The organism is Acinetobacter sp. 1294596 (assembly GCF_000582925.1).
Lineage (GTDB): Bacteria > Pseudomonadota > Gammaproteobacteria > Pseudomonadales > Moraxellaceae > Acinetobacter > Acinetobacter radioresistens.
Map to the genome: position 1 here is coordinate 47077 of NZ_JFCC01000015.1, position 11616 is coordinate 58692.

The window sequence follows — 11616 nt, forward strand, 5'->3', positions numbered from 1 at the left end:
TTCAATGGTTTAATAAATCAAGCTATTGAATAGGCATGAAAGACATATGAAACTGACAATTAATACCTCTTCCTCTACTCTGACTTCCAGCCAGCACCTAATCATTCTGACTGATGCTGAAAACCTTGAACAGCCTGCCATAGCCTACCAGTTCAATGAACTAAAGGCTTTAATAGACGCGACACAGTTCAAGGGTAGTTTGAATGAATGCCTGCCATTAATCGCTCAGACTTCAGCTCATCAGAATGCTGTACTGCTGGGGCTCGATAAGGTAAGTGAGTTCAAAACAGCCAAGTTAGCAAAAATCGCACAAACTGTTATTAAATCTACACAAAAAAAATTCAAGCACATCAGTATTGATATTTCAGCACTACCTGATGAATTTCACTACCTATTTGCTCTTGGACTGACTCAGGCGGCTTATCAGTTTGATGAATTTAAATCAAAGAAAAATGAGTTCCAGCTGGAACATATTGAACTGGTTGCACCTCAGAGCAGCCTGAGCCAGCAACAGCTAACGCTTTTACATGCCGTACAGTCGGGACAAAATTTTGCACGGGATTTAGGTAACCGTCCAGGCAATATCTGCTTTCCTGAATATCTGGCTGAACAGGCACAGGCACTGGCGGCTCAATATCCTGATCTGTTAAAAGTTACTGTACTTAATGAACAGCAGATGGCTGATCTGGGCATGAATGCTTTTCTGGCTGTAAGTAAAGGTTCAGACCGTCCGGGCCGTGTCATCACATTGGAATATAAAGTGAAAACCGAAGAGGCACCAGTAGTACTGGTGGGTAAAGGTGTTACCTTTGATACGGGCGGTATTTCACTTAAACCTGGTTTAGGCATGGATGAAATGAAATTTGATATGTGTGGTGCCGCTTCGGTATTAGGGACCATACGTGCTCTGTGTGAAGCAAAACTGCCAATTCATGTTATTGGAGCAGTTGCTGCTGCTGAGAATATGCCTTCCGGACACGCTACCCGTCCGGGTGATATCGTTACCACCATGAGTGGTCAGACTGTCGAAATCCTGAATACTGATGCTGAAGGCCGTCTTGTACTCTGCGATACCCTCACTTATGTAAAACGCTTTAATCCTGCACTGGTGATTGATATTGCTACTTTAACCGGAGCATGTGTTGTAGCGCTGGGTAAAGTACTTTCTGGCCTGTTTACACCAGATGATGAACTGGCAGCCGAAATTACCCGTGCCGGAGAGCAGAGCCATGACCGTGTATGGCGTATGCCGGTTCTGGACGATTACCAGGAACAGCTTGACTCACCATTTGCAGATATGGGCAATATTGGCGGGCCACAGGCCGGTTCAGTGACTGCAGCCTGCTTTTTGCAGCGCTTTACCACAGATTACCGCTGGGCACATCTTGATGTTGCCGGTACTGCGTGGTTATCTGGAGCAGCAAAAGGCGCAACTGGCCGCCCTGTTCCAATGCTGATGCAATTTTTAGCAAACCGTGCAGCGGCTAATGGCTAAGGTCAGTTTTTATTTGTTTGAAAAAAGTCAGGAACGGCAAGTAGAAAGTGCTTGCCGGTTATGCCGTAAGATCTTGCGGCAGCCTGCCAGAATCTGGCTATATTGCCCCGATCCAATTATGCAGCAGCAGCTGGATGAAGCATTATGGAATTTCGATACAGCCAGTTTTATTGGTCATGGCATTGACCAGGTTAATGCACCGGTGTGTATTTCTGCCGAGCTGCCTGCTGAATTAGACTGGCTGGTGTTTAATTTTTCTGACAAAGCGCTTGGTCCAGTTGAAAAATTTGGACATATAATTGAAATTATTGAAAACAATGAAACTGCCAAGCAAACTGGTCGGGAAAAATATAAAACTTACCGGCAACTGGGTATTCAACCCCGCACATTTAAACTGTAAATCAGCTTTGTACCATATACATGAAATGATCTAGAGGAGAATCAGGTGGCCCTTAATATTGGTCAAGACTTTAAAAAGCGCTGGCTGGATACTCCGGAACTTGTCCGGCAAGTATATGAAGATGACCTCAAGCGAATCTGTGAATTACTGCGACCAGAAACTTCTATCCAAAACTGGCAGGCAAGAGAGCAGAGAGCTCAGCTTGAATCACAGCAGAGAATCGAAACTGCTTACGCTGAACTCAAAGCAGAACTGCTGGAACAGGCCCGTATTCGCAAACAATGGGCTCTAGAAAAATCTCTGGCGAAAAAACGCGCCGACCAGGCCGCTTATAATGCCGGGCTATATGAAGATGAAGCTCGTCAGTTTCATCAACAGACTGAGCAGCTGTATATTTTGAACCAGATGCTGAGTCAGGAAACATTGGAGTACAGTTCACGTTATCATAAAAATCCTGAGCTTCCAGCCATTGATTACGCCCAGAAATATTTTCTGAAAGTTCAGGATGAACAAATTCTCACTGAACTTGAAAGTGTACGCCTGCGTTTAGAGCTTGAAGCAGATACCCAGATCGAACAGGCGGTGAGTGCCTTTCGTGCCAGGTTACAGGCAGCAGCTCATGAAGAGATCGAATACATCCTGAAAAATACAAAGTTTAAGACATCTATCCAAGATTAGATGCTTAAAACCGGTAAGGCTGGTGAGCTCTCATAAAACTGGCATAGCAACAAGGTAGTGCAATAGATATATACTGCCGAAATCGTGCTCATTACAGCAGTAGGACCAGTTATCAGATGCTCAGGAAGAGTTATGGATACACTCAACCAGCCCGCTCTCTGCTCATATTTCACAACTTTCTATGGGTGAACAGTGGACTATCTCCACACAGGATTTATTGATCAGCCGTGCAGATTTTTCTCTATATCTGTATTTTTATCTCATGCCTCTGAAACAGGCTGATTTAGACTGAAAGAAACTGCCATTTTAAAAAGCCCAGCAGTATATCCTGCACTTACTATGATCAAATTTTAATATAAAAAACCGGTCATAATGGCCGGTTTTTTATATTAAAAGCAAATTATGAGGCTTATTTCAAGAAACCATTTTCTGCCAGAAATGCCATACTGATAGAAGACTCAGGTTTCTGTTCAGCAGCTTTATCACCTAGCAACAAACGTTCAATGTAGCGTGCCAACACATCTACTTCCAGATTAACTTTGCTGCCTGTTTTCCAGGTACTGATATTGGTGCGCTCGGCAGTATGCGGTATCAGATTCAGGCTTAAGATATTACCACGCAGATGATTAATGGTCAGGCTGATACCGTCTACAGTGATCGAGCCTTTTTCGGCCAAATACTTGGCAATTTCTTTTGGAGCAGTCACTTCATAGTAAACAGAACGCGCATCTTCACGGACTAGGGTGATTTCACCAATCGCATCAACATGGCCACTGACAATATGGCCACCGAAACGCGTAGTCGGTAGCATAGCCTTTTCAACATTGACCGGTTGTCCGACTTTCCATTGCCCTAATGTAGTACGGTTTAAACTTTCTCGTGAAACATCCGCTGCATACCAGTTCTCGCCCCATTCAATCACGGTCAGACAGATACCATTGGTCGCGATCGAGTCTCCCAAATTTACATCAGACATATCAAGGTCAGTCTGAATCCGTAACCGTACATCTCCGCCTACACTCTGCAGGCTCTGTACTTTTCCAAGACTTTCAATAATGCCTGTAAACATAGATCTCTTCTCTTAAATAATTTACCACAGGGCTAATTGCGTACTGACGCCGGAGGTATCTACACCACCAAGTTCAGCAAAATGATAAAGCTGGCTGAGCAGCTGACGTAAAGGCGGACCGGATTTGGCATGGGTATCGGTAATGACAATAAACTCAAGTACACGTGCCCGCTCTGACTGACGCTGCTTGCTGACCCGATAACGTGGTACATCCTGCGTGAGCAGTGTCACTTTGCCACGCTCCAGATTGGCCTTCAGCAAATCCTTGGCTTCTATATTACCATCAGTTGAATAACTGGTCAGAATATAGCGTGCATTAATCGTTGACAGCAGCTTTTCATAAGCTTTTTTAGCATGTTTAGATGAATTGTATGGACTTGGACGTTCTTTGCGCCAAGCACGGTCAATCCCACTTTTATAGCCTTTGGTATCCGGGCTCGGCAAGTCCACCTGGTCCCATAAAGTTAATGCATTTAATACATGATAGTTACTGCTATAGGCATGCTGGTTATAAGGCGGGTCCAGATAGGCGACATCGACCTCAAAGCTACTCATCTGATTAGCCAGATGCTGGGCATCTACACACCACATTTCAGCAGCCGGCTTGTTCGGCTCACCTACTTCGCAGAAACGGCCAGGCGTTAGCCACAATAATGATTCAATTCGTTCCAGGGCTGTTTGGGTCTTTCCTCCCCAGCCCTGATGAAAACTTTTAAATACACCACTGGTATTACTGACAAAACTGGCAGAATAAAGCAATGGCGCAAGCAGGGCACTCATCTCAACATCATCAATTGCACCTTGTGCCTGCCAGGTTGCAATCTGCTGGCGAATAGCGTCAATACGCATACCGTTGCGACGCTTAAAGAACAGTCTATCACGAGTCGGATCATAAACTTCGTCATTACGCGGACACAGATTATGGGTCACCCAGCCTTTGACTTCAGGCAAACGGTTTAAATAATCAATTGCTTTTTGATAGCCGCCCAGCTCTTTAAAAGCAGGAGCCTCTACACAGGACAAGATTGCATGATTCAGTGCATGACTATAAGGTTCCCAGTCATTGGCAATCACACGATAGCCATTTTGTCGGGCCAGACGTGAAACCACTCCGCTGCCAGCGAAGAAATCAGCAAAAATCGGGGCACGTTTATTACCCTGATTCAGGGTACCAGTAATTTCAAGTGCTTCTAAAATCAGGTGGAGTAGTCGGCGCTTGTTACCCAGATAAGGAACCAGCTGATGAAAAAGATATTCATCTGTCGTGCGGGCGGCATGACGACGCTTGTGATAAACCGAAGACTCTGAATTCATACTGTCTCTTGAGTAGGGATTAACCTTAAGCGGAGATCATCACCTACAATTGTAGCATCTTCCAGCTTAAAACGAAGTTGCTCAGCCATACTGATAAATTCAGCATTAAACATCGCACGGGCAGATTGCCCCAAAAAAGTGGGTGCAACATAGCTGATCATCTCATCAACCAGTTTTTCCTGCAAGAAGGCCGAAGAAAGCGTTGCTCCCGCTTCAACCAGCACATCAAAAATCTGATACTGGTTACATAAGGTCTGTAATAGCCCTTTTAAAGGCTGTAACGGTAATTGTATCACGCCTAAGTCGGCAAGTTCCTGCCGGAAGGGTCCCATTACCATAAGCTGTTCCGGACTAGCCAATATTCTGGCCGTTAACGGTAACTGCCCCTGACGGTCCAGTACCAGCCGTTTGGGCTGCACAACGGTCTGCAAATCAGTCCCGGATAAACAACGTACATTTAGCTGGCAGTCATCAGTCAGCACGGTCTGTATACCGGTAATCACTACTCCTGAAATTGCACGCCAATGTTGCACATCCTGCCGGGCAGCTTTACCTGTGATCCATTTTGACTCACCTGAAGCCATTGCTGTACGACCATCGAGACTGGAAGCTACTTTAAGACGTACATAAGGCATGCCTACAGCCATGGCTTTCAAAAAGCCGCAGTTAAGCTGTGCCGCTTCATTTTCACAGATACCACTCTCCACCTCGATACCAGCTTGTTTTAAAATGGCTATACCCTTACCTGCGACCAGCGGATTCGGATCAGGGCAGGCAATTACTACTTTTTTTAATTGATGTTTGACCAATGCTTCTGCACATGGAGGAGTACGGCCATAATGTGCACAGGGTTCCAACGTGACATATGCAGTTGCGTCTTGAGCCTGCTCACCCGCCTGACGCAACGCAAATACCTCGGCATGAGGCTGTCCCGCGCGTGGATGATAGCCTTCACCCATAATTTGGCCATCCTTGACAATTACACAGCCAACATTCGGATTGGGCTTGGTTGAATACTGACCGAGACGCGCAAGCTCAATGGCACGCCGCATATAAAAATAGTCTTGGTCAAGTCCACTATTCACTACCTTTCTCCGCTTCTGTTAACGTTGTTGCATCTGTTCAATTTGGCGCCGAAATGCCTCAACATCCTGAAAGTCCTGATATACCGATGCAAACCTTACATAGGCCACATGGTCCAGTGCAAACAGAGACTGCATGACGATTTCACCGATAGTCTGCGATTTAACATCACGTTCACCCAAGCGACGGATCTGAAGCTGAATATCGCTCAGTACCGTTTCAATCTGCTCTTGAGTCACCGGGCGTTTTTGCAAGGCATGCATCAGGGAACCACGAAGCTTGGCCTCATCAAACGGTTCATTTTTTCCATTGGATTTAATGACACGCGGCATGACGACTTCATAACTTTCGAACGTGGTAAAGCGCTCACCGCAATTGATGCACTCTCTTCGCCGGCGGATCTGGCAGCCCTCGGCAGCAAGACGCGAATCAATGACTTTACTGTCTGCGGCATTACAAAATGGACAATGCATAGACTTGAATAGAAATGATCAACTTAACCTAGTGTAGCAAAAATTCTGCATATTTCTGCACTTTCGCCAGTTCTGCCATAAAAAAACAGCCCCGTAGGGCTGCCTGTCATCAGGTTCCCGCTTATTCGATGCGTTCACCATGCTGGCTTAAATCCAGACCCATACGTTCATCGTCAGAAGAGACACGCAGGCCAATCACCAGATCAATAATTTTTAGAATCACGAAGGTCAAGATGCCGCTATAAGCAATAGTCGCCAGCACACCCTCTACTTGTACCCACAACTGTTTCATCATATCGGTAGGAACTGCATCACCCATAATCAGTTCACTGGCAAATACACCGGTTAAAATTGCCCCGACAATACCGCCTACTCCATGCAGGCCAAAGGCATCCAGCGAGTCATCGGCTTTGAGTAACCGTTTAAGAGCTGTAGTGCCCCAGAAACATGATACTCCACCAATCAGCCCCATAATTAATGCGCCACTTACTGTCACAAAACCTGCGGCCGGAGTAATGACCACCAGACCAGCTACCGCTCCTGAAACAGCACCCAGTACTGAGGCCTTGCCACGTACAAATTTTTCTGCCACCAGCCAGGCGATTGTAGCTGCGGCTGCTGCCACCTGAGTCACGATCATAGCGTAGCTTGCTGCTCCATTTGCACCCAGTGCAGAGCCGGCATTGAAACCAAACCAGCCTACCCACAACAGGCTGGCGCCCAGAATAGTGAGAGTCAGATTATGTGGCGCCATAGATTCACGGCCTAATCCCATCCGTTTACCCAGCATATAGGCAGCCACCAGACCTGCTACACCAGCATTGATATGAACTACAGTACCACCAGCAAAGTCCAGCGCACCATCATTGGCTAACCAGCCACCACCCCATACCCAATGGGTAATCGGGGCATAGACCAGCACCACCCAGAATGCGACAAAAGTAATAAATGCGCCAAATTTCATCCGCTCGGCAATCGAACCACTGATGATAGCTACCGTAATAATGGCAAAGGTCATCTGGAATACAATAAACAGAATTTCCGGGATAGTGCCTTGCACAGCAGACGGCCCGATTCCCATAAGCATGAGCTTGTCCAGTCCACCAACAAAGGCATTACCTTCGCTGAATGCCAGACTATAACCAATCACAATCCAGACTATACTTACTACGGCAGTAGCCACAAAGCTGTGTGCCATTGTACTTAAAACATTTTTCTTGCGGACCATACCGCCATAGAACAGAGCCAAGCCTGGAATTGTCATTAGCAGGACGAGTGCAGTAGAGATAAGTACCCAAGCGGTATCACCTGAATCGGCCTGCGCCTCTTCTTCGGCAGGCGCTATATTAGCCGGCTGTTCGGCCGGAGTTATTATTGTAGAGTCAGATGAAGTTGAAACCACAGTTTCAGTAACGGCGGAATCAGCTGGTGTTGGTTCGGCCCAAGCCGCTGATCCACCTAAAAGTGCGCCCGACAGACTGAGCGCAAGCAGCATTTTTTTCATTTGTGTCCCCCAACCTTTATTTCTGAGTTATCAGTTACTCAGCAAACTTTATGCCAACTTAGACAGCATCCGGTCCTGTTTCGCCAGTACGAATACGGATGACCTGTTCCAGATTGGTCACAAAAATTTTCCCGTCGCCAATTTTTCCTGTGCTGGCAACACGGGTAATAGATTCAATCACTGAATCCACCAGATCATCACTGATCGCAATTTCAATTTTTACTTTTGGCAGGAAATCAACAACATATTCTGCACCACGGTATAGTTCAGTGTGGCCTTTTTGACGTCCAAAGCCTTTGACTTCAGTGACAGTAATACCTTGAACACCGATGTCAGACAGGGCTTCACGCACGTCATCCAATTTAAATGGTTTTACAATTGCAGTTACGAGCTTCATTTCAGTTTCCTTCGGCTTGTTTCACCAGTAAGGTTTTATGTTCAATTTTCATGCCAAGAATCTCTAAAGGTTGGGGAAAATAGAATTTTTTGGCATGAGACGTACGCTTGATTATACTTGATCAGCTTGACTAAACTTTAAAAAATAAACATTTTTATATGTAATTTTAACTCGTTCAATATATAAAATTTTATATGTACTCAACAGGCTAGGGTATACCCCTCAGCAGTGTTAAAGTATGCCCATACATTTATAATTTTCTGGATTCCCTATGATTGAAACCCTATTACAGGCCATTCTTGAGCAGATAGACCAACCTAAAAAAGATATTGAGAAAAATCTAAGGGCTTTATTAAATGAAGCTGTAGAAAAAATGGATCTGGTTTCTAAACAGGAAATGGAACGGCAGCGTGTTGCCCTACAAAATGCCAATTTGCGTCTCGAACAGCTTACGCAACAGGTCAATATGCTGGAAGAGACTTTAAAGAACAAAAAATAAGCACCTTAACAGTGCACTTGAAGACCATAATCAACAAAAATAAGATCATAACGGAACAATAAAATGTCTTTTGCCAAAATTTACACCCGGGGGGTGCTGGGGCTACATGCGCCTTCTATTGAAGTTGAAGTTCATGTGAGTCAGGGGCTTCCCTCCCTGACTATTGTAGGGCTTCCTGAAGCTGCGGTACGTGAAAGTAAAGATCGGGTTCGCTCGGCGATCATTAATAGCGGCTTTCAGTTTCCCACCAAACGTCTTACTATTAATCTGGCTCCTGCCGATTTGCCCAAAGATGGATCACGTCTAGATCTACCGATTGCGTTGGGAATCTTGGTTGCTTCAGGCCAGCTCCCTGAACAAAGTACAGAACAGATTGAATTTATTGGTGAACTGGCTTTAGATGGCTGCTTGCGTCCGGTAAGCGGCACACTGGCAATTGCCATGGCATGTCAAAAAGTACGGCATCAGCTGATACTGGCAGAAGCAAATGCAATGGAAGCAGCGCAGCTCTCTGACTTTCAGGTCTACGGAGCACAGCACCTAAAACAGGTTTGCCAGCATTTACTACAGCAACAGCCATTATTACCGGTTAAAAGGAAACTATCTGAAGCTGCTCAAGATTATAAACTGGATTTGGCAGATATTAAGGGGCAACTGCGCCCACGGCGTGCTTTGGAAATTGCAGCAGCAGGCGGTCACTCTCTACTTTTTAAGGGCCCTCCTGGAACTGGAAAGACCCTGCTGGCTTCAAGGTTACCCAGCATTTTACCTCCGCCCAATGCCCAGGAAAATCTTGAAGTTGCCAGTATCTATTCAATTGCCAATGTTCAGCATCCCTTTGGACAACGGCCTTTTCGGGCTCCACACCATACTGCATCTGCTATTGCGCTGGTCGGCGGCGGCTCGCAACCCAAGCCTGGTGAAATTACTCTGGCACATTTAGGTGTTTTATTTCTAGATGAGCTTCCTGAATTTGACCGCAAAGTACTGGAAGTTTTACGTCAGCCACTCGAGTCTAAGGAAATTGTTATTTCTCGGGCTTCCCGGCAAATGACTTTTCCGGCCAACTTCCAGTTGGTAGCAGCTATGAATCCTTGTCCATGTGGTTATGCATTTAATCAGGATAACCGTTGCCAGTGTTCAGCCGATGCAATCAAGCGCTATCAGAACCGTATTTCCGGTCCATTGCTGGACAGGATTGACCTGCATATTGATGTGCCACCCTTGCAGGCGCATGAACTCCAGCAAACCACACCTGCTGAGAATTCAGACACAGTCAGGAAACGTGTCATTTTAGCTTATGAACAACAGCTCCAACGCCAGGGTTGCCTTAACCAGCTGCTTTCCCCTAAACAGCTCGAACTGCATGCACAGCTGGACCAAAGCTCACTACGTATAATTGAAATGGCACAGCAACGACTCAATCTCTCTGCCCGTGCTTATCACCGGGTTTTACGTGTAGCCAGAACCATTGCTGATCTGGCACTTTCCAAAGAAATCCAGACAAGTCATTTAAGTGAAGCGCTTTCTTACCGCAGTCAGTCCTGAACTAAAAAAGCCAAGACAGATTCAGATCAGCTTGGCTTTTATTTCTGAGAATGCTTAAAAACTGTATTTTAAGCCAAGTACCACTTTATTCTTTTGTTTATCATCCATACGGTCATATCCACCAATAATATAATCCAGACTCATATTGGCTCCGGTATCTCCTAAAGGGTGACTTAAACCGACAGTAAAATGTCTGAAATTGAAATCTTCTGTCGTCGTAATAAATTCGTCATCATCACCATAGTAATAAGCGCCTAGAGCAAAATTTGCAGTAAAAGCTTGTGGTAAAGCCCGACTGTAAGTGGCTAGCAGATAGGTATCACCCTGATTACCCCAAGTGGTATTTTGGGTCAGCGTCTGGGCAGTAATACCAAAATCTTTATAATTTAAGCCAAGCAGTGTTTCAAAGCCGTCAGAGTCAACATCTGAGTTATAGTAATAATAGTAAGTACCGCCTATGGTGAAGCCGGTATCTTCATTGATTGAACCTTTATAACCCAGATAAAAATCATGCTCAAAAGAGTCACCACCCTCATAGCTTTCAGTCAGTGGATCGTAATCAGCCAAAGAATAGTCCAGACTGGAACCCCAATACCCCGCATAAAACCCAGATGGATGGCTATAATCCAGCCCACCTTGTATAGTTGCATCCGAGTTCTCAGGAACATTCGTTAGACCACGCAGGTTATAGCTGGAAAATACTCCGATATTTCCGGTAACCTCTCCCGGAAAAGGAAAAGGCCGGGTTTCTTCTGCGAGACTTAAGCCAGAAACTCCACTGATAACTGTAAAAAGAGCAGCTTTAAGAATATTTTTTGACATCTTGTATCCCCTTTAGAGAGTGGCGTGTATTGTTTGGTTTGTTTTTAAAATTCACGCCTAAGACTTAGCAATAGTTATGCCAATTTATTGTTTTTAGAATGATCAAATAATAATAAATTAAAGTTTGCTATTGGACTGGGACCTACTTAAAAAATCAAATAAATGTCTAAATAACAAAATTTACTTCAGTGGGCCTTATTATTTTTAATAATGTAAACAGAATACTGCGACTTTGGTTTTGAATTTTAATTCAGATAAAGCGATACACTTTTTATTAAAGACAATAATTCAAGTTAGTAATAATGATTATTATTATATAAAAGTACTTTTATTT

Annotated in this window: 12 protein-coding genes; 5 read left to right on the top strand and 7 right to left on the bottom strand. The window is 44.9% G+C overall.

Going from position 1 to position 11616, the window contains the following annotated elements:
- The first annotated feature begins 46 nt into the window (after positions 1–46).
- The 3 genes from J502_RS07675 to blhA are packed head-to-tail and all read left to right on the top strand — an operon-like array spanning position 47 to position 2573.
- A complete protein-coding gene (locus J502_RS07675; protein WP_034683680.1) occupies positions 47–1495 on the top strand; it encodes a leucyl aminopeptidase in 1449 nt (482 codons plus the stop codon).
- Positions 1488–1895, top strand: coding sequence for a DNA polymerase III subunit chi (locus J502_RS07680; RefSeq protein ID WP_034683683.1), 408 nt, complete (start codon positions 1488–1490; stop codon positions 1893–1895). The genes J502_RS07675 and J502_RS07680 overlap by 8 nt, the downstream gene beginning before the upstream one ends.
- A 45-nt stretch (positions 1896–1940) precedes the next feature.
- On the top strand, positions 1941–2573 hold the full coding sequence (gene blhA / locus J502_RS07685) for a cell division protein BlhA (RefSeq protein WP_034683686.1): 633 nt from the start codon (positions 1941–1943) through the stop codon (positions 2571–2573).
- 409 nt (positions 2574–2982) lie between these two features.
- On the opposite strand, the gene J502_RS07690 is transcribed toward blhA, so the two are convergent.
- The 6 genes from J502_RS07690 to glnK form a co-directional block, all read right to left on the bottom strand.
- Entirely contained in the window at positions 2983–3642 is a 660-nt protein-coding gene (locus J502_RS07690) for a riboflavin synthase (RefSeq protein WP_026444026.1), read from the bottom strand.
- Between the two features lie 21 nt (positions 3643–3663).
- Positions 3664–4956, bottom strand: coding sequence for a DNA adenine methylase (locus J502_RS07695; protein ID WP_005017173.1), 1293 nt, complete (start codon positions 4954–4956; stop codon positions 3664–3666).
- Positions 4953–6041: a bifunctional diaminohydroxyphosphoribosylaminopyrimidine deaminase/5-amino-6-(5-phosphoribosylamino)uracil reductase RibD gene (ribD, locus tag J502_RS07700; RefSeq protein ID WP_034683689.1), complete on the bottom strand. Its 1089-nt coding sequence runs from the start codon at positions 6039–6041 to the stop codon at positions 4953–4955. Before ribD ends, J502_RS07695 begins: the two co-directional genes overlap by 4 nt.
- Positions 6042–6059: 18 nt before the next feature.
- Positions 6060–6512, bottom strand: a complete 453-nt coding sequence (gene nrdR / locus J502_RS07705) for a transcriptional regulator NrdR (protein WP_034683693.1) — start codon at positions 6510–6512, stop codon at positions 6060–6062.
- A gap of 121 nt (positions 6513–6633) precedes the next feature.
- Positions 6634–8016 carry an ammonium transporter gene (locus J502_RS07710; protein ID WP_005017177.1) on the bottom strand — a complete coding sequence of 461 codons (1383 nt, stop codon included), beginning with the start codon at positions 8014–8016 and terminating at the stop codon, positions 6634–6636.
- Positions 8017–8074: 58 nt separating this feature from the next.
- Positions 8075–8413, bottom strand: a complete 339-nt coding sequence (gene glnK, locus J502_RS07715) for a P-II family nitrogen regulator (protein ID WP_005017180.1) — start codon at positions 8411–8413, stop codon at positions 8075–8077.
- 271 nt (positions 8414–8684) lie between these two features.
- Here glnK and J502_RS07720 point away from each other — a divergent pair, with 271 nt between their 5' ends.
- Positions 8685–8912, top strand: a complete 228-nt coding sequence (locus J502_RS07720; protein ID WP_005017183.1) for an accessory factor UbiK family protein — start codon at positions 8685–8687, stop codon at positions 8910–8912.
- Positions 8913–8975: 63 nt separating this feature from the next.
- Positions 8976–10460: a YifB family Mg chelatase-like AAA ATPase gene (locus J502_RS07725; RefSeq protein WP_034683696.1), complete on the top strand. Its 1485-nt coding sequence runs from the start codon at positions 8976–8978 to the stop codon at positions 10458–10460.
- Between the two features lie 54 nt (positions 10461–10514).
- On the opposite strand, the gene J502_RS07730 is transcribed toward J502_RS07725, so the two are convergent.
- Positions 10515–11282: a TorF family putative porin gene (locus J502_RS07730; RefSeq protein WP_005404520.1), complete on the bottom strand. Its 768-nt coding sequence runs from the start codon at positions 11280–11282 to the stop codon at positions 10515–10517.
- Positions 11283–11616: the final 334 nt, after the last annotated feature.

Excerpts from the sequence above, each read along its gene's own strand:
- J502_RS07675 (WP_034683680.1), top strand. The coding sequence starts at position 47 with ATGAAACTGACAATTAATACCTCTTCCTCTACTCTGACTTCCAGCCAG.
- J502_RS07680 (WP_034683683.1), top strand. The coding sequence starts at position 1,488 with ATGGCTAAGGTCAGTTTTTATTTGTTTGAAAAAAGTCAGGAACGGCAA.
- J502_RS07690 (WP_026444026.1), bottom strand. The coding sequence starts at position 3,642 with ATGTTTACAGGCATTATTGAAAGTCTTGGAAAAGTACAGAGCCTGCAG.
- J502_RS07695 (WP_005017173.1), bottom strand. The coding sequence starts at position 4,956 with ATGAATTCAGAGTCTTCGGTTTATCACAAGCGTCGTCATGCCGCCCGC.
- nrdR (WP_034683693.1), bottom strand. The coding sequence starts at position 6,512 with ATGCATTGTCCATTTTGTAATGCCGCAGACAGTAAAGTCATTGATTCG.
- J502_RS07710 (WP_005017177.1), bottom strand. The coding sequence starts at position 8,016 with ATGAAAAAAATGCTGCTTGCGCTCAGTCTGTCGGGCGCACTTTTAGGT.
- glnK (WP_005017180.1), bottom strand. The coding sequence starts at position 8,413 with ATGAAGCTCGTAACTGCAATTGTAAAACCATTTAAATTGGATGACGTG.
- J502_RS07720 (WP_005017183.1), top strand. The coding sequence starts at position 8,685 with ATGATTGAAACCCTATTACAGGCCATTCTTGAGCAGATAGACCAACCT.
- J502_RS07725 (WP_034683696.1), top strand. The coding sequence starts at position 8,976 with ATGTCTTTTGCCAAAATTTACACCCGGGGGGTGCTGGGGCTACATGCG.
- J502_RS07730 (WP_005404520.1), bottom strand. The coding sequence starts at position 11,282 with ATGTCAAAAAATATTCTTAAAGCTGCTCTTTTTACAGTTATCAGTGGA.